Genomic DNA, 24651 nt, shown 5'->3' on the forward strand with positions numbered 1-24651 from the left:
TATGGAACTAAAGGAAGCATTAGGATTCTTATGGCTAGGATCCGGCGGAATCTTCTGCATCGTTTGGGCCGTTTCCTTTTTGGTAAGACAGGATGAAAACAAACAAACTCGAATTAGATGGTCTTTCGTTTTGTTCTCTACAGGACTTTGGCTGATTGCAGGTTCTTTTTATTTTTCCAAACTCTTTCTTAGAATTCCCGGAATCACTTTCATCCATATTCCTTTCGTTCTTTTATCCGCCCCTGTTCTTTACGAATATTTCGTTCTTTCTCTGACGGAAAAAAAACCGGCTCTTCCTAAAATCGTCTATACCCCTGCCGCTTTTTCCTTTTTTATTCTCATTCCTTTTTATCTGAAATCTCATTATGAAAAGATTCTTTTTTTGACGGAGCCTCCTGCAGGAGTGTATCCGATCCTTGTTTTTTCCATGAATCTTGCCATCAAACTGGGGATTCTTATCTCCGCAGGTTTGTTCTTCAAACGTTATGTTGTTCCTTTTGTTAGCTGGAATCTTTTCCTAAAGAAGGAAGGAAGACTGACTTTGGTTTTCATTTGTTTTATTTGGTTGGATCTACTTGTAGGCACCTTCGGTTATCTTTTGAAAATCTCGTTTCTGAGAGAACTCAGCGCCTTACTCCTTCCTTTTCTTATGTTCTTTTATTTTATCGCAAGAGAAGTTTGGAAACCTTTTCTTTCTTTCGTTCAGGAAGAGATCAAGCGCACAAAGTACGAAAAATCAAAGTTAGTGAATTTGGATTTGAGCTCTCTTAAATCCGAAATCGAGAGACTTATGACAGAAGAACGAATCTATTGCGATGAAGATCTGAATCTTTCTAAGTTTGCGGAAGCAGTGCAAATCCGCCCTCAGCAGATGTCGGAGCTACTCAACATTCATTTCGGAAAAAGTTTTTTTCATTTCATCAATGACTATCGAATCGCTGAAGCAAAAAAAATCCTATTGGAAGATCCTAAGAGGTCGATCCTTTCGATCGCCGATTCCGTGGGGTTCAATTCCAAATCCACATTCAATCGTGCCTTTTTGGAAAAAGAAGGGAAAACTCCCACGGAATTCAGATCCCATTCGTCCTAAAGAATTCTCTAAGACCAAACCTTAAGTGCCATAGAATTCTCTAGGACGATTTTACAAACAATCGATTCTATAATAAGGACCGTACATTTACAGGAGATGCGGTTCCATGCAAAATCTTTTAGAGTTTTATTTAGGGCTTAAGGATAAATATCCCAATCAGCCTGCCTTTGCCACCAAACAACCGAATAAAACATTTTCAGCCAAAACCTATGCGGAGTTAATTGACGATGCGATTGCTTTCAGCGAAGGACTGAAAGGTGTCGAAACAGGCGATCGAATCGCTTTATTTGCTGACAACTGTTATCCTTGGATGGTTGCCAATATAGGTATTTGTTTTGCCGGATGCGCAGATGTCCCTCGAGCTTCGGATGTCACGGAACAAGATATCGAATACATTCTCAATCACTCGGAAGCGAAAATTTTAATCGTTGAGAACCAAACCGTCCTTAAAAAGATTCTGAACGTAGAATCCAAACTTGTTTCCTTGAGAGAAATCATCGTTTTAGATCCGAGTTTTCAAAAGGATTCCATCAAATCCACGCGTTTCCCTCTTCGCAATTATACGGAAGTGATGGGTAACGGAAGATCTCCCCAAAATTTGCAGAAACGAATTTCCCAAGTCAAAGGAACGGATCTATATACTTTGATTTATACTTCCGGAACGACGGGAGCTCCGAAAGGAGTCATGCTCACACATTCCAATATTCTTTCTCAGGTGGAATATATGCCCATCCGTCTGGCAAAGGAAGATCGAGCGCTTTCGATTCTTCCTATCTGGCATATTTTCGAAAGGATGTTCGAAATTTTCAGTATGGCGAACGGAACTTGTACGTATTATACGAATGTAAGATCTCTCAAAGAAGACCTTGCTCTTGTAAAACCAACCTTTATGGCTTCCGCTCCCAGACTTTGGGAAAGTATTTACGGTGGAATCGAAGGCAATATTCTCAAAGCTTCTTCCATAAAGAGGTTGATGTTTCAGGTAGCTACTTTCCTTGCCAAAACTCAATTTCGATCTCTACAGGTTTTAAAAGGAATGGACTTGCGTTTGACTCCTCGTTCCTTTCCGGAAAGGGTTTTTTCCTTTATAGGAAACTTCTTTTTATTTCTAATATCACTCTTTCCTTATCTACTTTTCGATTCCCTTGTTTTATCTAAGATTCGTCAGGCGACGGGAGGAAAACTCAGAGGTTCCGTTTCCGGAGGAGGAGCTCTTCCTTTCCATGTGGATGAGTTTTTCAATACGATCGGAATTCCCGTTTTGGAAGGATACGGAATGACGGAAACTTCCCCCGTAATCGCAGTTAGAACCTTCGACAATCTGGTAGCGGGAACTGTGGGACCTCTTTACGGAGGAACGGACATCAAACTTGTGGATTGGAAAACGGGAGAAGTGTTCTTGGATACTACGAAAGGAATCATCCAATACGGAAGAAAGGGAGAGATTCATGTAAAGGGCCCTCAGGTAATGCAGGGATATTTCAAAAACCAAGATGCTACCGCAAAAGTAATGTCAGACGGATGGATGAACACCGGCGACATCGGATTATATACTGCGAACGAATGCCTGAAGATCGTCGGCAGAACTAAAGAAACCATCGTCCTTTTGGGGGGAGAAAACGTAGAGCCGGTTCCTATCGAGGCGAAACTTTTGGAATCGGAATACATCGATCAGTGTATGGTGGTGGGTCAGGATAGAAAGTTTTTGAGTGCTTTGATTGTTCCCAACTTGCAGGCATTATCCGAATATGGAGTGGATCTTCCTCAGATTGCCGCTACTCCTAAGGTGAAGGAAAAAATCGAAAATGAAGTGAGGGCAAAGATCAACGCACAAACAGGATTCAAGTCTTTCGAGAGAGTTGTGTCCGTCGCAGTTCTTCCTAAACCTTTCGAAGTGGGTGATGAACTGACAGCCAAACTCTCTCTTAAGAGACATGTGATCTCGGAAAAATACGAGAGTAAAATAGAGGAGTTGTATCGATAGATTTTAGTTTCCGGAACTGATTCTGGTTACGTTCACACTGAAAGATCTCTCCGACTTTTGTCCGCTGAAGTCGGAGGCGATCACCTTGATGATGTTCTCACCCGTTTTTAGATTCAAAACTCCCGCCAGATAACGATCCTTAAAGAATAAATCGTCGAAGCTGTATCCGTTGGCCGTTTTCCATTTTCCCTTATCGAAATGAATGGAATTGAAACTGGTTTTTTTCAGCGCTTCTCCGTTGAAGATATATTCGACATCCCTAATTCCCCTTCTTTGGCTGTTTTTGACCCCTGCATCGATGATGCTAATGGTCAAAGGAAATGCCTTGGATACGTTGATATTATCTCCGTCGTTGATGTTCGTATAGGTCTCTCCCACATGGATGAACATATTGGCGATTTGAGGAGGGATTTTATCCTCTATAGGAGGTAAAAACTGCAAAGGGTCTAAAAGGGTTTTTCCGTAGTCTTTACCGAGTACGAAATGTAAGTGTCCCCCTGTCGAGTGACCCGTGTTACCCGAGACACCTACTATGTCTCCCGCTTCCACTTCTCTTTTGTTTCGTATATTTTCGTGACGGGATCCGGCTAAATGATAGTAGCCGCTAATGTACCCTTCGTTATGTGCGATCCATACTATATTGCCGGATCCTCTTTCTTCTTCAAAAGGATTGTCCTCTGCATAACGAGAATACAAAACGAACCCTTTCTCTAAGCTGCGAACCGGCTGGAAAACGGAGGAAATATCAAGCCCGTTGTGGAAATGGTCTTTCCTGGATTCTCCGAATGTACTTGTGATTAGGCCGGGAAGATCCAACCCTTGGATCGGCCATTGAAAGCTCGGCTTAGTACCTGGCCCCTCCGCCCGGAGCGACATAAAAATCAAAGAAAAGCTAACAAAAAAGAAAAGAAAACTTGCCATTCTAACGAATCTGCGGACACTACTTGTCATATTTATGGAATCTTACCGACTAGGTATAAATCAGGAAAGAAGATAATGTCTGTTGTTGCCTATTCTAATGAAGAAATTCTGGAAATAGTAAAAAAAAGCGGGCAAGGGGATGAGTTTTCTCTCCGTCGTTTTTTCGAAATTTATTCACAAGATATTTATAATTTTCCAATTCGGGTATTTCATCTTTCCGAGGATGATGCCAGCGATTATTATATTTACGCTTTCGAAAGGCTGAAATCAGGAAAAAGGTTTCAAAGTTTCGTAGGTAAATCCAGCTTTAAGACCTGGTTTTTCTCAGTGCTCCGCAATCTATTGATCGATTGGCAGAGAACCAAACGAGAGTTAAAAATTCAATCCATCAATAAGGTCAATAAAGAAGGGAAAGAATACAGTACGATCGAGGACGAACCCGATCTGAAAGCGGAAGCTCTTTCCAAAGCCCAGGACGTTTCCGAAAAATTCCAATCCGTACTTTTGGACGTGAAAGTGGAAAATCGGGTAGTGTTTAAACTTTCCTTTATCTACTATCTCCATTTGGATGCGGAAGAGATCCGTTATATTTCCGAAAAAACGAATCTGACGGAAGATCAAATCCGTTTGGAAATCCTACAGATTCGGGAAAACTTAAGCGACAAAGAAGAAGAAAATCTTCGAATGGAAGACAAAATCACTTCCTTATATTTGAATATTCTGGATTTGAAAGAACAAAAGAAGTCCAAAGCGATGGGAGACAATCTGGAAGCAGTGCATCTCCGGGAAAAATTGGAACATTCTTTAAGAAAAAAATACGAACAGAGAAAGAAACTCATCGAAAAAAAGAACAAAGGTCACTTTTTGGTTCGCACTCCTTATCGGGAAATATCCCGTATTTTAGGGGTTTCCGAAGGAGGAGTGAGCGTAACTTTGCTACGAGTCATGGAAAAAATTCAAAAAAAATTCCACGATTTGGATGAGGAAGATTAATTTCTTTCGTCTCTTAAACCAGAATAGGTTAGGTATCTTCATGAAAAACGCGGAAAAACAGGATCGCGACCCGAATCAAATCAGAGAATTATTCTTTTCTGAGAAAGAAATTCCTTGGGAGCAGGTCTTTGAGAGTGAAGAAAATTTAAAAGAATTTATGGCATGTGAAGAAACACTTGTCGCCTTATTCGAACAAAATTCCACATTCTTTGAAAAGGATGCTTACTTCGCCTTCCGAGAGACCTTAGACATTGCAAAAGCAGAACTGCTCTTAGACGGCAAACATGGCCACCCTCTCCCTGACTTTTTAAAACATTATACGGAAACAAATCTGGCGGCTCCTGAGAAAAAAGACACTCTCATCGTTCGTTTGTCCCAAAAGGGAATTCAACTCATCGACAGTCTTCTTGAGTCCGTGAAAATCCAAGAGTCTTTCGATTTGGCACCCGTGTTACGCGCATCAGCCGACACGATCCCTCAAGATACAAACTCTGTGATTTTTGAGGAAACAACTGCAGAAAACCAAAGATTTTACTATCAAATTGTTAAGGAAACCCCTGAAGAAGTGTATCTTTCCGTAAAAGCGGAAACCAACCAAGAGGGAAGATTCCACCAAGTCAATTTGAGAAAGGACGGAAGGTTCATCCTGTCCAGCAAAATCAGCTTGGAAGGAACTGCTAGTTTTTCCGGTCTAAAACCTGGCAATTACAGCATAGAGTTTCTAGGAAACGGCAAATCAAAATCATTTGACTTATCTGTTTTGGTAGGATAATCTCGAGCGAGGATGCTCTCGCTTATCATTGATCGTGTTGGAAACGTAAATATCTTCAACGTGTTGGATGAAAATCTGCCGGGAGAAGAATCTCACATCCAATCCACCATCGATGAAGACCTCATTCTAGAATTCATCGGCGAAGTCGATAGTCTGGTTCGGGTCTCGCAAGCGGTTTTAAACAATCCCAATCAAGTAGTGAACGCGGATATTCTTCATGATCTGCGTATTTTGGGGGAAACTTTTTATCAGCAGTTTTTTCCTTCTTCCATCATTGAAAAACTAAAGACCACTACCAAACGAAGCATTCATTTTAATATCGATCCTACTCTGGCTCTCATTCCTTGGGAACTTCTGCACGATGGAAGTGCCTTCCTTTCCGATAAATTCCGCATCGGAAAAACGGTAAGGGGAGGATTGCATCGTTCCGTAAATCGGGAAAATCAAAAGATCAAGATGCTCATCATCGCAGATCCTACGGAAGACCTTCCGAATGCACAGAAAGAAGGAGAGGTTTTATTCTCCATCCTCAGTCAAAAGGTTCCTTCTCATCTTTTGGAATTGGAATTCATCGGCGGGAAACAAGTCACCAAACTTAAGTTACTTTCTTTGATCAAAGACAAACATATCATTCATTATTCCGGGCATCTTCATTTCTCCGACGATTCTTTGGAAAACGGATGGCTTCTTTCCGAAGGTAAAATTCTGAAAGCAAGAGAGATCAAATCCACGGGAATCAATACCGATTTGGTATTTTCCAACTCTTGTATGTCCGCAAAGGCTGCGGGTAAAAAATTAAACCCGGACATCCTCAATCAATATGCGGGAGCTTTTTTAACTGCGGGAATCAAAACCTTTATCGGAACCAATTGGGAAATTTTAGACAACGACCGCACCATAGACTTCACAACTAAGTTTTATACTTTTTTATTCACCGAAAAAACGGTGGGTGAGTCTTTGTATATGGCAAAAGAAAACGCAAGAAGGAACTATCATTCCAACGATTTAACTTGGGCCAATTACGCTTTGTACGGAAATCCCGATTTCTCCGTTTTATCTACCGAGAAAAAAATCCTTCCCGTGCAGAAGATACTCAATCCTTCTTATGTTTTGGATTTTTATCCTTCTCCTATCTCTCTTGCGTATTCAAAGTTTTTAAACAAACAAAGAGCAGGCCTTTCTCAAATGGAAGTTTTGCGATCGTTGATGCAGGTGTTCGAAAGTTTTTCCCAAGTATTGGGAATGATCATTTTCAGCGATCATAAATTCCATTCCATGAACAAGGCGATTCCGAATAACCCGGATGATGTGCTCGTCATCAGAAAATGGTGGGAATTGATTTACAGTTGTATTTGGGATTTCGAAAAATTAAAAATCTCAAGCTTCATGGATACCGTTCCTTTCGTTCTGCACAATCACAAAGAAACCATCTTTAAAATCATCGGTTGGTGGGAGCAGTGGGAAGAGAAAGAGATCCCGAAAGAGGAATTGGAATCCTACCTCATCATCCTTCAGTTCTTTTTGGAGAATCTGCTTTTGGAATTTTCCGAATTGGAAAAAGTAAACGTGCTTCTTGTTTCTGAAAATCATAATCCTCATTATTATTTTAAAGGAGTGAAACCTACTTATTCTCTAGTCACAGCTCCCGGTGTGAAAGATAAAACGGCGGATCTTCTTGCCAAATACAAAGGCTCTCTTGTGATCTATCACGATAAAAAGAAAGCGATCATTCCTTATCTTACTTATTTTAAAGAGAAAAAAGATTCGGGAGATCTGGAACTGGTGTTCAGCGGTCTGGAACCTTTTCCTATGGAGACTTCCACGAGTTGAGCCTTTGCCATCCAGATAAAGAAGGTTCTCCTCCTAAGGTTTCCTGCGGGGCGTGTTGCGGTCTTTTCAATCTCAAGTTAGATTCTTCCGGTTACAAACGACTTTTGAAAGAAAGAACGGATGAGTTTCGTTCTACTGTGAACTTATCTGTTCGACATACTTTCCCAGCCTTTCGTCAGCATAGAGAAGCGGTAGAACAAGGTTTTTCTAAGAACGACGATATGACCTACAACTGTCCTTTTTTAGGTTATGTGGACGAAAAAGAAGCCCGCATCGGTTGTATGATCCATCCTATTTTTACGGGAGATCCTAAAAGCCAAAACTTTTCCTTCTACGGAACTTCCATTTGCCAGGCATACGACTGCAAAAACAAGGAACATGAGTTAGTCGACTTGTGGGAAAAAATATTCCTAGATGTAACGGAAGACTCAGTGCAGTTTTCCCATTTGGCTTCGGATCATATACTTTGTTTCGTTTTGGAAAGGTTTTTGGTTCTGAAAGGATGGAGTGTTTCGGAAGGATTGGCATCCTTCGAGGGTTTGTTCGCTTCTATTTTTCGAATCCGCCTAGGGCTTGTTGGAAAAGTATTTCCTACTTCTTTCGAGATTAGGTACGAATCGTTCCCCGATTTGGAATCGGTATATTCTTTTTTGAGAGAGTATTTGGGAGAGGGGATTTCTGATCTTTGGGAAGAGATAAAAAATACCCCGGAGAGGGTTTAGCTAACCGGGGTTTTGTTTGAATCTGGAGGATTCTAATTAAGCTTTAGAAGTAGCAGTAGCTACTTTTTGTTTTGCCTCAGCAACAGCAGTGTTTGCTTTGCCAACGAGAACTTCTAGTTGAGAAATTCCGTCTTGGAGGTATTTTCTAAGAGTTACGGAAGTTTCACTTTGATCTTGCGCACCTTTTGCAGCTAAGCTTTGGAATTCAGTGTTGAGTTTAGTCCAAGCTGTTTCCGCTTCTACTTTCACAGTCGCTACTGCACCTAAGATAAAGTTAAGGCTGTCTTTTACTTGTTTTTCCATTTTCGGTTCCTCGTTTTAAATGTCATTGTGCATTGCACTATTTCTTTTTGTGCGTTGCACAGGAAACGTCAACCCTTTTTTTCATTTTTTTTGCCGGTTCCTGGAAAAAAATGACGCATGGATTCGTCACGATTTTCTCCCATTTCCTGGAAAGAAGGAATTCTTACACTCTTGGACCAAAGGGTTCTGCCAGGGAAAAAGTCATTTTTAAATTTAGAAACGGTGGATGATACAGTCACATGCATTCGAGAAATGGCTGTTAGAGGGGCCCCTGCCATCGCCATCACTGGGGTTTTCGGACTTGCTCTGGGAGCTAGGGCGCAGTCAGGGAATGTTGACAAAACAGATGTGGAAAACCTGATCGCAAAAGTGTTCGCCTCCCGACCCACTGCCGTGAATCTTTCTTTTGCTTTGAAAGAAGCGAAAAAAAGAGTCGAACAAGTGTTATCTTGGGAAGATCATTATAAGATATGGAAAGCTTATGCGGTCGAAATGATGCAGAAAGATCTTTCCGACAATTTGCGTTTGGGGAAAAACGGAGTTTCTCTTTTTTCCAAATCCCAAAAAGAGTTTCATGTAATCACTCATTGCAATACGGGAGCTTTAGCGACCGCAGGACACGGAACAGCTTTGGGAGTGATCCGTTCTTTGAGAGATGCAGGAAATAAAGTGGTAGTGTATGCGGATGAGACCAGACCTTTTCTGCAAGGATCCAGACTTACCGCTTTCGAGATGATGGAAGAAGGAATCGAGTGTCATATCATTACGGACGGAATGTCCGGATGGCTGATGAATCACAAAAAGATAGATGCAGTGTTAGTAGGATGTGATCGAGTTGCTGCCAACGGAGATACTGCCAATAAAATCGGGACTTATAATTTGGCGATTGTCGCGAAAGAACATTCCGTACCCTTTTACGTCTGTGCCACTCGGGACAGTTTCGATCTGAGCTTGGAGGACGGCAGAAAAATTCCCATCGAAATGAGAAAGGAAGAGGAAGTGACCGTTTTCGATTTTTTGAAGAATGGAAAAGGGGAATTGTATCTGCAACCGGGAACTACTTCTCCTGCGGGGGCGAGAGCTCTGAACCCTTCTTTCGATGTGACTCCTCATAAATTCATTTCTTCTTTTATCACCGAATTCGGGTGTTTTCTTCCGGGAGAAATCGGAAGTCGTCTAAGCTAAGAGAGGAATTTTATGGAAGAGTCGGCTACTTTAGGCGGAGGTTGTTTTTGGTGTACTGAGGCGGTGTATTTGAGGATTCCAGGAGTGTTGTCCGTGGAGTCCGGATATGCAGGAGGTACTACAAAAAACCCCACCTACCAGGAAATCTGCACAGGTACCACAGGCCATGCGGAGGTCATCCGCATCCGATACGACTCATCTCTCATCGGTTTCTCCGACATTTTGGATGTTTTTTGGAAAGCTCATGATCCTACCACACTCAACCGACAGGGAAATGACGTAGGAACTCAATACAGATCTGTGATTTTTTATCACGATGAAAATCAGAAACAAATCGCGGAGGCTTCTAAAAAGGAAGCAGGGAAATACTTCGCAGGCCGTTCCATCGTCACTGAAATTTCGCCTCTGCCGGAGTATTATCCTGCGGAGAATTATCATCAGAATTACTTCGCATTGAATCCTGGAAATCCATACTGCAATTATGTGATCCCTCCCAAATTGGCAAAATTGGGATTAAAATTATAAGGAAAGGGCAAACAAAGTTTGCCCGAAGAGATTTTGTTTACTTCGCCTTAAATGCGGTCATCATCGCTTTTTCCTGGTTCGGGAAAAAGTTCATGATGAAGGATGTTTGAGGCTTAGTGATCTTCTCTATTTGTCTTCTGTATTTGATTGTGGCTCCGGGGTGGGCGGTGTTTCTTACCACAACTTTCACATTATCAGTGTTATATCGAGTCGATTTGAGTTCTTCCACTTTAGAGCGAAGCAGTTCCAATGTTTTCGATTTTTTCTGATACGCATCGAATACGTCTTTGAACTTTTGTTTTCTAGCTTCGTCCAGTTTGCCTCTGGTTCTTTGGACTACCTCTTTGATCTTTTGGATTTCTGGTACGACCGCTTCCAATTCTTTGTCCAATTGCTGTAGTTTCGCAGTTCCTTCCGTAAACAATCTGTCGTTTTTGAAATGGAAACCGATTTCTACGGTTGTGTCCATTTGTGCAGAGGAACCTAACGAAGACAATGTGATTCCTTTGTAAGTGATCACTTCCGATCCTACCAGAGAGGAGGACTCTCCTGTAAGGATCACGTTGCCCAAACAATAAACCTTGGAACCTAAAATGAAGTTCTCTACGATACAGTCCCCGTCGATTTCCAAAATTGCGTTTTCTATGAATTTCGCTCGAAGATCTCCTTTGATTCGGATCACTCCTTTCGATTTCCCTTTGACTCCGCCTTTCACTTCCAAATCTTCTCCGACGGTCACTTCGGAAGATTCTACGTTTCCTTCCAAAAACAAGGATCCGTTGCAGACTACTACTGCGCCTTCTTCGATGGTTCCTTTCACTCGGATGGTTCCGTCAAAGTTGATGTTTCCCGTTCCTAATCCGATGCTGGAATCGATATTTAACTCGGGTGATACGGTGAGAGAGTTGTCTGTGGAGAATACTACGCCGCTGAGCGCTGCGAAATATTCTTTTAATTGTAATCCGGGGTTTTCAGGATCTTCGATCGTTTTGGGAAGTACGTTTTTTCCCAAAGTCAGTTTCGGTCTGTCGATCGGGTTAGGATAAACCGGCTTTCCTTCTACGTCTACTCCTTGTTCGCCGGCAAGGCCGTCGAATAGAGTCGCCAGTTTTTCTCCTTCTTTTACGTGAATGTATTTATTGATGTTTCTAAAATCCGCGCTTCCATCCTCTTTGAGGACGACTCTTTGTGCTCTGGGAAAATAAAATTTGATCCAACCGCTTTTTCCCTGTTTTGCGGGTTTGCCTCTGGCGATGATGAATTCCAGTTGTGATTTATGTTGACTTGCGTCTCCTATCGCCGCTTCGATGGAAGAGGCGGCTTTGTCCACATCCTGCATCAAAATCCGATCCGGATGGATTCTGGCTTTTTCGATTGCCTCAAGAATCAGTATATTGCTCATAGAACCGCCAATCAGCCATAGCGGTTTCACGACTAAGGTGGCCGAAAGTCGGTCATCAGAAATCTGAATTTTTAAACCCCTTTCCGGATTGAATTCCGGGGATTGATTCTGTTCCATACTGTAATGAATATCGGCATAGCCCTAGGAAAAAGAGAGAAGATTCTCTACGCTTTTAACCAGTGCATAAAACTGCCGAAGGTTTTCAGTAAGGCTGGAACTCCTAAAATCTGAGTGTGGAGGGGAAGATTGTCTCCATGAGTGAGTGCGGAAGAGGTGCGATGTACGTATTTATGTCCGATTTTCCCGAAATGCAGTGCTAATTTTTCGGATTCTTCGGGGGAAATGACGGGATCTGTTTCTCCGTGAAGGAGAGATACAGGCGCCTTCAGCCCTTGCATATTGTAGTAGGGGGAAAAAGCTCTGGGCAGTTCTTCCGGAACGGAAGCTAACATTCTTTGTGAGGTTTCCGAACGAAACCCTTCCGAGGATAGGATGTTGTGGTAAAACTCTTGGGACTTTTTGCTCGTTTTTTTTAAGAGTTGGGGAGCGATCGCTTCTTCCCCTTGTCTGTAGAGAGCATTGTCGATGGCCGCTTCGTAAAAAACGGGACGCAGATCTTCTTTGAGTTTCGGCTCGAGTCTTTCGATCAGGTTGTAAAGGAGGACAAAAACTCCGTAATTATCTACATTATAATTCTTGAATACGAATGGAAGAGTGTCCAGAAAATCGCAGTATCCTCCCACAACCATAACGGAAGAAACTTTATCTCTAAGTTTGGGGCGGGAGCAGGCGATGAGTCCCATTCCCCCGGAAAAACTGACCGAAAAAAAACCGAACCTGTTTCCATCATACCAGGTTTTGTTTTCGTACAATTCGACTCCCAAACTTTCTATATGATCTATGGTCTCTGTTTTTAAAAGAAGTCCTTTTACTTCAGCTAACTCTGGTAAAATGACTGAAAAACCGCAATAGGCCAGATTTTCCGCCAGTTCGATGATTCGTTTGTCATCGATTCCCAGGATGCTCATCCCGTGTTGTAGGTAGATTCCCGGAAGTTTCTTTTTTTCTTTCCCTATCGGCCAATAAACATGGCCTCTGCGATTGCCTTTCAGAATGACGGGTTCGTTTGTAATTTTTTTATCCGGGACCAGCCCGCCGTAAGTGAAGATGAGAGGGAAGGAGAGGAAATAGGGCCTCATTACGGGTCAGTTAATCTTTTAGAGAATATTTTTCCAACAATAAAATACAGTAAAGTCTGCCTAGGTATTCTTCTTCTCTTCTGTCTTTGAGAAAGAAAATCAATATGTATTGGCGGTATTTTTCCAGAGAAATGGGCACTAATTTATGATTCAGATTTTCGGGAGGAAGTATGTCCATTTCGAATCTTCCCAACTGCATTTCAGAAATAAGTTTTCCACTGATTTGGTTGGCGAACTCCATCATGATGGAAGAGGAATGGGCTCTGGACGTGGGATCGATCTGAAAGGATTTCGCAATCTTAGGAAGTAACTTGAGTTTGGTGTATCCGTCCAAAGCCAAATATACTTTTCCGTTTAGGTCGCCCGCAAACTCCACACATGTGCAGTTTTCAAAACACAATCCTTCGTTTTTGGAAGGACCGTAGGCTTCTCTATCCGCCTGCACCTGCAAAACCTTTTGCAGATGTTCAGGCAGAACTTGAGAGATTGTAAGTATGAACTTTTCGTCTAAGAGAGGGTCCATCTAAGCCGCATTATGAAGGATGCTGTTTTCCAAGGAGATGTATGCTTTTTTGATCCATTGGTCGAATTTTAAATTCGGCTCGGAAGGAGAAGAATATCCCAATGCCAATTCGCATTCGTATCCTAGTTCATCCAACTCTTCCACAAAACTTTGCATCATATAGGTGAACTGATCCAGATTTTGGTTGGGAATAAAACCTGCGACGATGGAATCTTCCAATTGGAAAAGGGAAGAGTCGTTCAGTCCTCTTTTTTTGATCATTTCGTTCAGACAAATCGCAAACTCGATGGAATGTTTTTCCTTTACGAATTTCAACAAAACGAGTGTTTGTCGAATTTGGGAATAAAACTTGTCTTTTGCCGTATGATAAAAATGGGATTTGTTGAAAAGGGATGTTTTCGGATCCCGCAAGGCTCTTGCATATTCCCTTTTTTCCAAAAGTTTTTCGGAGAGAATGAGTGTCGATTCCCAATGAGATGCGATTTCGGAATCCGAGAATTTTTCCTTTGTTGTGAGACAAACCAATCCGAACAGATTTTGGTTGAGGGAAAGAGGGAGATATAACTTCTGTTTATTTCTGGAAAGGCAAGGAAGAAGTTCTTTGATCGTATCTTTTTCGTATTCTTCCCATTCCAAATCGTTGGATTCTGAATCCACCAAAAGAGCTCCCTTTTGCCAGAAACATTCCGTAAATCCGATTCCATCATAAAACGCATACAGCAGCGAAGAGATTTTAGGATCTCTTTTGGGAAGGCTGTATTGTTTGACCGTTTCGCAGAACAACGCTTTGGATTCTCCCTTTTTGATTTCTCTTGCTAGGGCAATCGGATCTCTGTCTTCGAAAAAGGGAGGGATGTATGTTTGCGATTCTTCTTCGTTTGCGATCTCTTCCGATTTCAGTTCTTCCTTAGTTTCGGATGCGTTTTCCTGAGAAGACTCTACAACATCCTCTTTTCCGGGAATGGTGCTCATTTCGCTGATGCTGAAGATCAAAAGGCTGAGTAAAATTGTGGAAACGGACAAAAGCCCGAAAGTGATCCAGGAAAAATAAAGCCAAACTTGTAGCAAAAGTCCTATTGTGAAAAAAATCGCAGGAATTAAATATCGTTTCATGGTATCTTTGCCGTTATTATCTTTAACGGGCAATTTTCGGATTCTCTAAAATGATTTTCCTCAAATCGCAACCTCAATGAAGCTTTATACCGAACTTGCCGAATATTATTTCACTATCGAAGAAGCCGGACGCAAATTTTCGGAAGAAGTCGAGTTCTTGCGGCAAACCTTCAAACGCCATAAAATCCAAACCATTCTAGATATAGGCTGCGGTACTGGAGAACATGTAAAAGAAATCCAGGCCATGGGTTTCAAGATTTTGGGAGTGGATGCTTCCCAAAGGATGTTGGAAATCGCAAAAGGCAGATTTCCTCACTGTCATTTCGAATTGGGAAAAATGGAGGATTACGTCGCCAAACAACAGGTTGACGCCATTATGTGTCTTTACGGAACGTTCAATTATCTTTTGAACGACGACGCAGTGATCAATTTTCTTCGCAACACTCATAAAAATCTCAAACAAGCGGGACTCGTGGTTCTGGAAATTTGGAATGCGGATCCGATTCATAGAATCAAACGAAAGCCTATAACTGCAGTTAGTAATGTAAGACAGGGAAATATTTCTATCCGTAGAAACAGGGGATTCCGTATGACTCGTGCGGACGATGTGGCTATCGTAGAAGTGAACTATGTCTATAATCTAAATCAGAAAGATCTGAAAGACCGTCATACGATGAGGGTATTTCATTACCCTCAAATCCAGAGTTTTTTAGACGATGCCAAATTTGAGATCCTTCACGTTTACGGAAATTACGATGAAGAGAAATATTTAAAAACAGGAGCCAGGATTCTCGTCGTAGCCAAAAAGAGGTCTTGACTTTCATTCTTTCGTACGGTATCCCAATGACTTGGGAGATCTTATGACAAACGCTTCAAAATTCCAAGTCATTGTTATCGGTGGAGGGCCGGGCGGTTATGTGGCCGCAATTCGTGCCGCTCAGTTAGGTTTCGAAACCGCAGTGGTCGAGAAAGAAAGACTTGGTGGAGTTTGTTTGAATTGGGGTTGTATCCCCACAAAAGCCTTGTTAGAGAGTGCTCACGTTCTGGAACATTTGAAAAAAGCCGCAAGTTTCGGCTTGAAAGCGGAGAATGTGGGAATCGAGTTTGAAAAAGTAATCCAAAGATCCAGATCCGTTGCGGATCAAATGGCGAAAGGGGTCGAGTTTTTGATGAAGAAAAACAAAATCACTGTTCTGCCGGGCACCGCTTCTTTTTTAGATCCTCATACCATAGAAGTGAAAAATGAAAAAGGAGAGACATCTTCTTACACTTCCGATCATTACATCCTCGCAGTAGGAGCCAAAAACAAAGCTCTTCCTTTTCTTCCTTTCGACGGAGAAAAAGTTCTTTCCGCAAAAGAAGCGATGATCCAAAAACAAGTTCCTAAAACTCTTGCCATCATCGGAGCGGGAGCTATCGGAGTGGAGTTCGCAGACTTCTATCAATCCATGGGATCCAAAGTTACCATTATCGAATTTCAAGATCATCTTTTGCCGAACGAGGATGCTGAGATCTCTTCCATTTTGGAACGCAGTTATAAAAAAAGAGAAATAGAACAATATCTAAGTTATGCGGTAGAATCCGCAGTCGTGAATTCGGACTCTGTGGAGTTGACTTTGCAGGATCGAAAGTCTGCGAAAAAGGAAAAACTCACTTTTGAAAAAGTGATCGTGGGTGTGGGAATCTCCGCCAATACTTCTTCCATAGGTTTGGAACAGATAGGAATCAAATTGAAAAACGGTTTTATAGAAGTGGATTCCAAGTACAGAACGTCCGTAGATCATATTTACTCCATCGGAGATTGTATTCCTACTCCTTCATTGGCGCATGTTGCCAGTGCGGAAGGAATCCGTGCCGCAGAAGACATCTCCATCAGAAACGGAAATCCTCATAAACTCAGCATCCATCCGTTAAACTACGATTATATCCCAGGCTGTACCTACTGTCATCCTGAGGTGGCAAGTGTAGGGCTTACGGAAGCAAAGGCCTTGGCTGCAGGATACCAACTGAAGATAGGAAAATTTCCTTTTACCGCCAGCGGAAGAGCGCAGGCGCAGGGAGATACCACAGGTATGGTGAAAATCATCTCCGATGAAAAACACGGGGAAATTTTAGGAGCCCATATCATAGGAAGCGGTGCCACAGAACTCATCGCAGAGTTGACGTTAGGTGCCAATATGGAAATCACAGTGAAGGAACTCGCATCTACGATTCATGCCCATCCTACCATTTCGGAAGGAGTGATGGAAGCCGCCGCTGCCGTTTTGGGAGAAGCGGTGAATATCTGAGTCGATCCGTTAGGGCGCCTCTAATTTACCATTTAACCAATCTAAGCTGCTCTGAGGTTCTTCGAAGGGAAAAAAATGAGTGATCCCCGACCAAACGGTCACTGAAGATTTTTCATTTTTTCCTGTGATCAGTGCGGCTTGTTTCGGCCCGCAGACTTCGTATTCTTCGGGAATGAGGACATGGGTCTCTTTTGTGATTTTATAAAAATCCAAAAAAACGAGATAGTGGGAATGGCCGAAGATTCGGCTTTCCACTTTTGGGTCGCAGCAAAGTTCCCATTCCTCTCCGTTCTCCGCCTTTTTGAAACAGGAAGAGATATAGTCTTCGAAAATACCTTCATCAAACTTTGCAAAGGCGGGAAATTTGCGGTATGACCGTCGGATCAATTCCATGGAACGGAACGTTTTTCTTCGTTTGGCTGCTCCTCTTGCCAAAGGGTTTCCGAAGATTTTGCTGAGGGTGATCATTTTCCAGCCTAAAACTACCGGATCCCAAACGATCAGTTTTTTGAATCGTTCCGGCTCTTTGGCGGAAGCGAGAAGTGTGGAGGCTCCTCCTAAGGAATGTCCTACGGATGTGACCGATTCAATCTTTTCGTGGTCCAAAAGAGTGAGTATTTGGTCGCGGAAAAAATTCCAATTTTTAAAGTCTAAAGTCGATTCGCTTTTCCCGTGACCGGCAAAGTCCAGGGCGATGATTCTGTATTTGTCTTTAAGCCTTTCGTGATAATAACGATAACATCCCGCACTATATCCGTTTGCATGGCAGAACAAAAGGGGAGGAAGATCCGATTCCGAGTCGTAATAGGCAAGATGGATGCCTTGGAAGCGAAAGGATTTGGTTTTCATTTTATATTTGACCTTACTCTAAAATATTCTACTTTGCCAGTATCTCCATGCAAGTTCAGATCCTCCTAGTCTTCTGTATAGCTGTATTCTTCAATGCGTTGGCAAACATTTTGATGAAGACTTCTTCCTTGCACGATTCCACGAATCCAGTGGAAGCCAATGCCACAGGCATCATCGCTACCGTCTTTAATCCCTATTTTATGGCCGGGCTTGCTAGCTTCGGTTTGGCACTTTTAGGATACCGTTTCGTGTTGGGAAAGGGGTTGAAGCTTTCTCTCGCCTATCCAGTGTTCACTTCCAGCGGTTTCATCATCGTACTCATTGCGTCTGCGATTTTCTTTAAGGAAAGATTGAACTGGACCCAATGGATCGGAATTTTGTTCATTTTGATCGGCGTTTGGCTTACCGCTTTACAAATGTTTGATGTTGAATCTTGAAGTTCCTTAGGTTCTTTTTTTCTTTTTTAATTTTATCTCTCTGCCTTTGTTCCCCTGCACCCAAACAGGAAATTTCTTCTTTCTCCAAACTTAAAAAACCGGATGTTCTTTGGATCGTATTAGATTCGTTTCGAGGAGATTTGATCGGACGTTACGGAGTGACGGATGAATTGGAAAAGTTCTCTTCGCAGAGTTACGTTTTTAAAAACCATTTGGTGAACTCTTCTTGGACAAGGCCTTCCACTCTAGTATTTTTCACAGGGAAATACGCTTCCAGAAATCCTGTGAATTTTTGGGATTACCCAGCTCCTAAGTCGGAAGCGGAAGCGTTTTATGTTTCCGAGCCGAATCCTTTGCCTAAGGTTTTAAAAGAAAAAGGAATGTACACCGTTATGGTGGGAAACAATCCCTTTCTTACGGATCGAAACGGGCTAGGTGTCGACGTAGGTTTCGAGTCTTTAAACGATTTTTCCCATCTAACTAATGATACACCGGTTATTACTCGTAAGGCGTTGGATGTGGTCTCTCAATTATCCGAGAGAAAGAAAACTCATCCTCAGAAAAACTTTTTTTTCTTTTTGAATTTTAACGATCCTCATAAACCATACACTCCTCCTCCCGGTTATGATTCCAAAATCAAAACGGACGAGATTTTGGATGAGAAAAAAAGAGACTATCTGGGAGAAGTCGCTTATGTGGATGATCAGCTGAAAATCATATTCGATACCTTGAAAGAAAAAGGGTTATGGGACAACACCTTGATTCTCATCACTGCCGATCACGGGGAAGTCATGAATTTCGCTCACTCCATTTCCCCTTTTACGGGAACCAATACCTATTACGGTCACGGACAAGATCTATTTCTGGAAAACATTCACGTTCCTCTTCTTTTAAAACTGCCTCATCAAAAAGATCATAAAACAATTGTTACTAGAACACGTTCCATCGATATTTATCCCACGATATTGGAAGTGTTGGGACTCAAACCCCGATCTGATACGGATGGAAAAAGTCTGATTCCTGTGATGAACGGTTCGGAGACTAAGGACAGAATGTACTACGGGGAAACGAGATCGACACAAGGGATCGGACGGGAAAATCATTTCCTTCTCCAAAAGTCTTACCGGTTCCACGAACTGGGTAAATTCTGGGAAGGTGCCGTAGGAAAAGAAGTATTTTATTATTATGATATTCAAAGAGACCCTGATCAGGTGTTTCCGTTTAAGTTTTTCGATATCTCTGAAGTGAAAGACTCAGCACTTACGGAAGAACAAAAAAGAAAGATAGAAGCTTTATGGAAAGAGATAAGAAAGATCGAACCCAAACTTCCTATCTATCATGTTCGAATCAATCGGGGTGCAAACGATCCGTCGATGTTATCCTGTAAAGTTCTTATTTCTGCAGGGCAGATCCGAATGATCGATTCGTTTCCCGAAACGGACATTCTTCAATGGAATAAATCTCCCCGATCCTTGGAATTGATTTGGAATTCGGATCCTTCTAAAAAAGGGAAAACCGATTTTATAGAGTTTTCTTTCGAAGTATATCCGGATGTATCTTTTCCTAATTTTTCTTTCTTTGTGAACGGAGTTAGGAAAAACGAAGAGAAATTAGGAATCGGTTCCTTTGATTTGTCACCAAATGGATGTTACTTTAATTGCGAATCTTTGTTCGATGCACCTATCGGTTCTCCAGAACCTTCTTCGGAAACCCGTATGCAGATTTGGAGAGTGGGTGCTAATAAAAAAGAATATTCTCGTGCCGATCGATTGGAAACGGACGCTTTGGAGATTTTGAGAAAACAGGGTTACGTGCAGTAGATACTAAAACCGCATTAACCGACCGCATTATGATTCTGCATCGAATCAATCATCATCCATATTCGTGACACTTACATTCGACGCATTCATATTGTTATAGTTCGTATCTGCGGAGACCGCAGGATCCGTGATGATCGTATAAACGATGTTTCCATCCGTTATGAAATCATCCACTCCTGTGATCGTAACTACCTTCGGAGTGCTCCAACAATCCGCTCCAGGACAATTCGCATCGAACTGAACCTGTGTCACTGCAATGGTTCCTTCCGCAGTGTTCGAGGAAGATAAAGGAATCGTCACTATGGAAGTCGGTTCGCTTCCTAATCGAACGGTAAAGAATGCCGTTCCTCCCGCTTCCGTAGTGACCAGTCCTGAAGTAGGAGTGACGATGATCGATGCAGTATCGTTGTCGTTATTCGTGATGCTGACGGAAGGTAATGTTTGCCCGTTGAATCCGCTTCCCCCTCCCGCCATAGGTCCCAAATTGACCGCATAAATGATGTTACCGTCTGCTACAGAGTCGTCTATTCCTGTGATGATCACTTCCTGCATCGTATTCCAATTGGAGGTTGTGAAACTGAGAGAGGCGACTGACACCGTCCCTTCTGCGGTGTTCGAGCTAGCAACAGGAATCGTGACAGTGGAGTTCGGTCTGGCTCTTAAACGCACTTGGAATCTGGCTTGTCCGCCTAATTCTGTTGTTGTGAGGGCAGGGGAAGAAACAAGCCCTCCTCCTGCATTGGGAGATGTGACACAGGAAGAAGCGGGAACTGCAGTCGTACATGGGACGATGTCGTACAATAATTCTATATTTTTTACATTGAGTGTGGCTGCGGAAAGATCCTTATACAAGACCGAACCTGTTCCTCCCGTGCTCGTTTCCGAGGAAGTAGCGGAGATAGATGCCGTATAGTTTTGGTCGCCGGAAGAACCTATATCTTGCCCGGTGATTGTGACGGTTTGCACCGTTCCATAGTTAGTTGGTGTAAAGGTAAGGGTGGACGGACTGAATCCTGCAATCCCGGAAGGAGTCGTATCCAGTTGGACCGTTATATCATCCACCGGCTGAGAAGTCAGCCTCAGGTCGAATGTGGCGGAGGCTCCCGATTCGGAAGTAAGAAGAGGGCTGGGAATGGAATTGGAAGTTAAGAACCCGGAAGTATCGTTATCCGTTAACGTCAAATTCAGATCGGTTGGATCATATCCGCTGTAGTATGCGTCGGAAGATGTGAGGGCTCCTATTTGAATGGGGCAGGTTATGGTTCCGTCATTCACCGCATCATCGTTCGGTGTGACTGTGAATTGATTGTGAGTTCCGGAAACATTCCAATTGGATGCATTGATAGAAAGGGACGCAGGAGAGATTGCAAATTGGTTTACTGTCGGACTTGCAATCAACTGACAAGGATAAGCTGTACTTGTCGACAATGGAATCGTGACGTTCCCCGTAGGCTCTTGCTGTAAAAAGACATAAACTGTGAATGCGGATGAGTTTTCCGCACGAGTTAGAGAAGGCGCTGCGATCGTTACTTTGTTCGCACCTATATCGTAGTTTGTCAGATTCGCAGTCGTTCCTGTGGCTCCTACGAAACTATTGTACCAGGAAGGAGTGGTGCCGGATTCCGTTCCCGATCCTACAGTGATCGTATAAGCAACATCCGCAGAATCTCCGTTATCTGGTTGTCCCCTGATGATTACGTCTACGGATGTGCTCCAGTTTGTACTGTCGAATGTATAAACCTTCGAATTCACTAATACGTCCGGGCCTGTTGAATCCAAAATTTTACCTTCGTTTCCGTTCGTTGTCGCCACAGTGACCGTGACCGTATTTCCTACGAGAGGACTGGTCGCTAACCGAATTTGGTAGGTTGTTTGCAGCCCGTTCTCTGCGGTGAACGCTTGAAAGCCGCTTCTTAATGCGAAGTTTACTTTAGGAGAAGGATTGTCGTCGTCGGTGATATTGATTGTGACGTCGCTCGGATTCATTCCTTCGTAATCCGTTCCCGATCCTGTGATCGCTCCTAAAGTGAATGTGTGAGAACGAATCGAAATTTCATCATAATCATCATTAGATGGAACGATCGTCACAGTTTGGGGAGTGTTCCAGTCCGCTTCTGTGAACGTTAAGCTGGAAGGACTGAATGTATATTGTGTCACATCGGGAGCATTGAAGGTTTCCGAACTGAGAGGGATAGTGACGGACCCTGCCGTACAATTTTCCAAATTCGCAGGAGTGTTACAAGGAGCGGAATTCAATCGGACAGTGAACGTTCCGTTCATTCCTCCTTCCGTTAAGTTCAGAGTGGTTGCGGACAATGTGAATCCTTTCGTATCGTTGTCCGTAATGGAAACGGTTAGATTTCCAGTAGAAGTGTTGTATCCTGCAAAAGCGACATCCGGTCGAAGCCCTGTATAAAAAGAACCGGAAGCTAACGGTATATTGATGTTCACCGGGATGGTTCCGTCCGCAAAATCGTCCGCTACGGAACGAATCGTGATCGTCTGTGCGACATTCCATCCGCTACTACTGTTTGCATCTGTGAAACTTCCCGCTCCTCCCGTCGTAGTGGTAAATGTTAGGCTGCGTGAACTTGTAGGATTGCCGGAGCTGTCTAGGATTACCGCTTCGGAAGTATCCGAACTTGTGATGGGACCTATGGTAACACTTGAACCGGGAAGAATGGAAAGCCTAATTTCAAAGGTGATGGTAGAAGTTCCGTCCTCCACCATGGAGAGTGCGGAGGAGATATTCTGCAAAACTACTTTGGGAGCACCACTATCAATGTTTTGAGCGGATACGGAAGGTACGGAATGTCCGCTGTATTTCGCATCGGAAGAGGTAGCGTTGGCCAAAGTGATCGTCACCGATCTGTCTCCGTCCAAAGTTCCGTCGATCACGGAAGTGAGTGTGACCGTCTGAGGGCTGTTCCAGTTGGCGGTAGTGAATGTCAAACTGGAAGGAGAAACGGTGATTTCCGAAGTATCGCTGGATGTGATGCTGGGGATTTGTACATTGTTTGTCGGCTGGCTGTTGAGAACGACGGTGAAAGTGGTTGTAAACGGGCCTGCGTTTTCGTCCACCACCAAACCGGAAACAGGTGTCACTGTGAATCCTGCCGTATCATCGTCTGTGACGGACATAGCGATCGAAGAAGGCAGAGATACTGAATCGTATCCTGTGTCTCTGGAACCGGAGCTGGTATCCACGCTTCCGAAACTCAAGTTTACGACTCTGGTATCTTCATCGATAGCATTGTTGATTCCAGATGCAGTGATGTTTTGCGGCACATTCCAGTTGGCAGGAGTGAACACCAAAGTTGTGGGACTTACAGATACCAAACCGGGAAGTGAAGAAGCAATTCCCGCAATTGTGACGGTTGTCCCTGCGGGAGGTCTGGAATTGAGCCGGAAAGTGAATATCTGTGACCCTCCGTTTTCGGAGAATGTGACCGCAGTGGAAGGGGATACGATGAAACCTCTCGTATCGTCGTCCATATTCGTTACCGAAGGAAATACAGGTCCCGGATAACCGTTGTAATTCGTATCACTGGAGCTACCTGCACTCACTACTATGGTGACTGTTTGGTTTCCGTCCGCTTCAAAATCATCCAGTCCAGTAATGGTGACTGTTTGAGGTGTGTTCCAATTGGAGGGGGTGAATACTAGGGAACTGGGAGACACCACTCCTTCCGTCGCCGGACTGGCAACTAATGAAGATATGGTGACATTTCCGGTAGGGATCGTATTCATCACCACTGCAAAGGATGCGGTTCCTCCTGCTTCCGTAGTGACAGGAGAATTCAAACTAACAACCGTAAAACCGGCACTGTCGTTGTCCGCATTGGTTCCCGTAGCTATAGGAACGGACTTTCCGTTATAGGAAGGATCTTCTGAAACGGTCAGCCCTGCGGAGATGATATAATTTTGAGGGCCGTCGATGGAAAAATCATCCACGCCGGTGATTTCGATGTATTGAGGAACATTCCAATTTTCGTATGTAAACACCAATTCCGTATTAGGTGCTGTCGCTTCTGTAACCACAGAGGAAGCGAAATTGCGAATTGTGACAGGCCTCATCGGCCTTGTCTGCAAAACATAATAGATTCTCGCTTTGAGTCCGCTCTCCGAAGTGAGTAAACCTGTCGTGGGATTTACGGCAACTCCCGAAGTTTCATCATCCGTATTTACTAATGAGACAACAGGAAGAGGTTGCCCCTGGAATCTTTTATCTTCCGTCGAAAAAGAACCGAATGTGATATTGTATGCTATATTCCCATCGCTCAAAACATCATCCACGCCTTTGATGAGGATGGTTTGAGATTGGAACCAATTGGAAGGGGTGAATTCTATGTATGTATCCGAGATCACAGCTCCTTCCGTGGAGTCGGAAGTGGAAATGGGTCCGATCAGAACTGCGGAACTTGGCTCTTGGTTGAGTGAAACTTCGAAACTAGCCACTCTTCCCGATTCACTGGTGAACAAATACACATCCGCATCGTAAATGAGGCTTCCCGCTTTGATGCCTGACTGAAAAAAAGATCCGAAAAGTAGAAGCAGATTGGGACGTAATACGCTTGAGCAGGAAAAAGAGAGAAATAATAGCGTAATTATTGTTAATCGATGGATCGTCATCCCTATTTGGACCCTAGGAGAAGTACTGAGGAAAAATGACTTTCCTTTTCCTAGTTCACCTTA

General features: G+C 43.1%; 20 protein-coding genes. 12 read left to right on the forward strand and 8 right to left on the reverse strand.

The window, feature by feature from the left end:
• The first annotated feature begins 1 nt into the window (after position 1).
• Positions 2-1090, forward strand: coding sequence for a helix-turn-helix domain-containing protein (locus tag EHS15_RS10785; protein WP_135760582.1), 1089 nt, complete (start codon positions 2-4; stop codon positions 1088-1090).
• A gap of 106 nt (positions 1091-1196) precedes the next feature.
• Complete coding sequence (locus EHS15_RS10790) at positions 1197-3074, forward strand: AMP-dependent synthetase/ligase (protein WP_135760583.1); 1878 nt, start codon at positions 1197-1199, stop codon at positions 3072-3074.
• A 3-nt stretch (positions 3075-3077) separates the two neighbouring features.
• Here EHS15_RS10790 and EHS15_RS10795 read toward each other — a convergent pair whose 3' ends face one another.
• A complete protein-coding gene (locus EHS15_RS10795; RefSeq protein WP_342775519.1) occupies positions 3078-3950 on the reverse strand; it encodes a M23 family metallopeptidase in 873 nt (290 codons plus the stop codon).
• Between the two features lie 120 nt (positions 3951-4070).
• Here EHS15_RS10795 and EHS15_RS10800 point away from each other — a divergent pair, with 120 nt between their 5' ends.
• From EHS15_RS10800 to EHS15_RS10815, 4 genes are read left to right on the forward strand one after another with little or no spacing between them, the layout of a single operon-like run.
• Entirely contained in the window at positions 4071-4988 is a 918-nt protein-coding gene (locus EHS15_RS10800; protein ID WP_135760584.1) for an RNA polymerase sigma factor, read from the forward strand.
• Between the two features lie 40 nt (positions 4989-5028).
• Positions 5029-5760 (forward strand): hypothetical protein, encoded by a 732-nt coding sequence (locus tag EHS15_RS10805; protein WP_135760585.1) that lies wholly within the window; start codon positions 5029-5031, stop codon positions 5758-5760.
• 12 nt (positions 5761-5772) lie between these two features.
• Entirely contained in the window at positions 5773-7590 is a 1818-nt protein-coding gene (locus tag EHS15_RS10810; protein ID WP_135760586.1) for a CHAT domain-containing protein, read from the forward strand.
• Entirely contained in the window at positions 7587-8312 is a 726-nt protein-coding gene (locus EHS15_RS10815; protein ID WP_135760587.1) for a hypothetical protein, read from the forward strand. Before EHS15_RS10810 ends, EHS15_RS10815 begins: the two co-directional genes overlap by 4 nt.
• Before the next feature lie 36 nt (positions 8313-8348).
• Here the strand turns inward: EHS15_RS10815 and EHS15_RS10820 are convergent, their stop codons facing one another.
• On the reverse strand, positions 8349-8615 hold the full coding sequence (locus EHS15_RS10820) for a sigma-54 down-regulated protein (protein ID WP_135760588.1): 267 nt from the start codon (positions 8613-8615) through the stop codon (positions 8349-8351).
• A 117-nt stretch (positions 8616-8732) separates the two neighbouring features.
• Between EHS15_RS10820 and mtnA the strand changes: the two genes are divergently transcribed.
• Both mtnA and msrA read left to right on the forward strand, forming a co-directional pair.
• Positions 8733-9800 (forward strand): S-methyl-5-thioribose-1-phosphate isomerase, encoded by a 1068-nt coding sequence (gene mtnA, locus EHS15_RS10825; RefSeq protein WP_135760589.1) that lies wholly within the window; start codon positions 8733-8735, stop codon positions 9798-9800.
• 12 nt (positions 9801-9812) lie between these two features.
• Complete coding sequence (gene msrA, locus EHS15_RS10830) at positions 9813-10325, forward strand: peptide-methionine (S)-S-oxide reductase MsrA (RefSeq protein WP_135760590.1); 513 nt, start codon at positions 9813-9815, stop codon at positions 10323-10325.
• 37 nt (positions 10326-10362) lie between these two features.
• On the opposite strand, the gene EHS15_RS10835 is transcribed toward msrA, so the two are convergent.
• From EHS15_RS10835 to EHS15_RS10850, 4 genes are read right to left on the reverse strand one after another with little or no spacing between them, the layout of a single operon-like run.
• Positions 10363-11844, reverse strand: a complete 1482-nt coding sequence (locus EHS15_RS10835; protein WP_135760591.1) for a DUF342 domain-containing protein — start codon at positions 11842-11844, stop codon at positions 10363-10365.
• Between the two features lie 47 nt (positions 11845-11891).
• Complete coding sequence (locus tag EHS15_RS10840) at positions 11892-12926, reverse strand: alpha/beta hydrolase family protein (protein ID WP_135760592.1); 1035 nt, start codon at positions 12924-12926, stop codon at positions 11892-11894.
• Between the two features lie 10 nt (positions 12927-12936).
• Positions 12937-13449 carry a chemotaxis protein CheX gene (locus tag EHS15_RS10845; protein ID WP_135760593.1) on the reverse strand — a complete coding sequence of 171 codons (513 nt, stop codon included), beginning with the start codon at positions 13447-13449 and terminating at the stop codon, positions 12937-12939.
• Positions 13450-14562, reverse strand: coding sequence for a hypothetical protein (locus EHS15_RS10850; RefSeq protein ID WP_135760594.1), 1113 nt, complete (start codon positions 14560-14562; stop codon positions 13450-13452). It abuts the gene before it with no gap.
• A 76-nt stretch (positions 14563-14638) separates the two neighbouring features.
• On the opposite strand from EHS15_RS10850, the gene EHS15_RS10855 reads away from it, so the two are divergent.
• Both EHS15_RS10855 and lpdA read left to right on the forward strand, forming a co-directional pair.
• Positions 14639-15379: a class I SAM-dependent DNA methyltransferase gene (locus EHS15_RS10855; RefSeq protein WP_135760595.1), complete on the forward strand. Its 741-nt coding sequence runs from the start codon at positions 14639-14641 to the stop codon at positions 15377-15379.
• A 43-nt stretch (positions 15380-15422) separates the two neighbouring features.
• On the forward strand, positions 15423-16850 hold the full coding sequence (lpdA, locus tag EHS15_RS10860) for a dihydrolipoyl dehydrogenase (RefSeq protein ID WP_135760596.1): 1428 nt from the start codon (positions 15423-15425) through the stop codon (positions 16848-16850).
• A 9-nt stretch (positions 16851-16859) separates the two neighbouring features.
• Here lpdA and EHS15_RS10865 read toward each other — a convergent pair whose 3' ends face one another.
• Positions 16860-17699 carry an alpha/beta fold hydrolase gene (locus EHS15_RS10865; protein ID WP_135760597.1) on the reverse strand — a complete coding sequence of 280 codons (840 nt, stop codon included), beginning with the start codon at positions 17697-17699 and terminating at the stop codon, positions 16860-16862.
• A gap of 47 nt (positions 17700-17746) precedes the next feature.
• On the opposite strand from EHS15_RS10865, the gene EHS15_RS10870 reads away from it, so the two are divergent.
• Positions 17747-18136, forward strand: coding sequence for a DMT family transporter (locus EHS15_RS10870; RefSeq protein ID WP_135760598.1), 390 nt, complete (start codon positions 17747-17749; stop codon positions 18134-18136).
• The gene (locus EHS15_RS10875) at positions 18133-19956 is read left to right on the forward strand and encodes a sulfatase (RefSeq protein WP_246052085.1); all 1824 of its coding nucleotides are present in this window, start codon (positions 18133-18135) and stop codon (positions 19954-19956) included. The genes EHS15_RS10870 and EHS15_RS10875 overlap by 4 nt, the downstream gene beginning before the upstream one ends.
• A 45-nt stretch (positions 19957-20001) precedes the next feature.
• Here EHS15_RS10875 and EHS15_RS10880 read toward each other — a convergent pair whose 3' ends face one another.
• Positions 20002-24588, reverse strand: coding sequence for a beta strand repeat-containing protein (locus EHS15_RS10880; RefSeq protein WP_246052086.1), 4587 nt, complete (start codon positions 24586-24588; stop codon positions 20002-20004).
• Positions 24589-24651 lie beyond the last annotated feature (63 nt).

It is taken from the genome of Leptospira idonii, from assembly GCF_004770995.1.
Lineage (GTDB): Bacteria > Spirochaetota > Leptospiria > Leptospirales > Leptospiraceae > Leptospira_A > Leptospira_A idonii.

Excerpts from the sequence above, each read along its gene's own strand:
- EHS15_RS10785 (WP_135760582.1), top strand. The coding sequence starts at position 2 with ATGGAACTAAAGGAAGCATTAGGATTCTTATGGCTAGGATCCGGCGGA.
- EHS15_RS10790 (WP_135760583.1), top strand. The coding sequence starts at position 1,197 with ATGCAAAATCTTTTAGAGTTTTATTTAGGGCTTAAGGATAAATATCCC.
- EHS15_RS10795 (WP_342775519.1), bottom strand. The coding sequence starts at position 3,950 with ATGTCGCTCCGGGCGGAGGGGCCAGGTACTAAGCCGAGCTTTCAATGG.
- EHS15_RS10800 (WP_135760584.1), top strand. The coding sequence starts at position 4,071 with ATGTCTGTTGTTGCCTATTCTAATGAAGAAATTCTGGAAATAGTAAAA.
- EHS15_RS10805 (WP_135760585.1), top strand. The coding sequence starts at position 5,029 with ATGAAAAACGCGGAAAAACAGGATCGCGACCCGAATCAAATCAGAGAA.
- EHS15_RS10810 (WP_135760586.1), top strand. The coding sequence starts at position 5,773 with ATGCTCTCGCTTATCATTGATCGTGTTGGAAACGTAAATATCTTCAAC.
- EHS15_RS10820 (WP_135760588.1), bottom strand. The coding sequence starts at position 8,615 with ATGGAAAAACAAGTAAAAGACAGCCTTAACTTTATCTTAGGTGCAGTA.
- mtnA (WP_135760589.1), top strand. The coding sequence starts at position 8,733 with ATGGATTCGTCACGATTTTCTCCCATTTCCTGGAAAGAAGGAATTCTT.
- msrA (WP_135760590.1), top strand. The coding sequence starts at position 9,813 with ATGGAAGAGTCGGCTACTTTAGGCGGAGGTTGTTTTTGGTGTACTGAG.
- EHS15_RS10835 (WP_135760591.1), bottom strand. The coding sequence starts at position 11,844 with ATGGAACAGAATCAATCCCCGGAATTCAATCCGGAAAGGGGTTTAAAA.
- EHS15_RS10840 (WP_135760592.1), bottom strand. The coding sequence starts at position 12,926 with ATGAGGCCCTATTTCCTCTCCTTCCCTCTCATCTTCACTTACGGCGGG.
- EHS15_RS10845 (WP_135760593.1), bottom strand. The coding sequence starts at position 13,449 with ATGGACCCTCTCTTAGACGAAAAGTTCATACTTACAATCTCTCAAGTT.
- EHS15_RS10850 (WP_135760594.1), bottom strand. The coding sequence starts at position 14,562 with ATGAAACGATATTTAATTCCTGCGATTTTTTTCACAATAGGACTTTTG.
- EHS15_RS10855 (WP_135760595.1), top strand. The coding sequence starts at position 14,639 with ATGAAGCTTTATACCGAACTTGCCGAATATTATTTCACTATCGAAGAA.
- lpdA (WP_135760596.1), top strand. The coding sequence starts at position 15,423 with ATGACAAACGCTTCAAAATTCCAAGTCATTGTTATCGGTGGAGGGCCG.
- EHS15_RS10865 (WP_135760597.1), bottom strand. The coding sequence starts at position 17,699 with ATGAAAACCAAATCCTTTCGCTTCCAAGGCATCCATCTTGCCTATTAC.
- EHS15_RS10870 (WP_135760598.1), top strand. The coding sequence starts at position 17,747 with ATGCAAGTTCAGATCCTCCTAGTCTTCTGTATAGCTGTATTCTTCAAT.
- EHS15_RS10880 (WP_246052086.1), bottom strand. The coding sequence starts at position 24,588 with ATGACGATCCATCGATTAACAATAATTACGCTATTATTTCTCTCTTTT.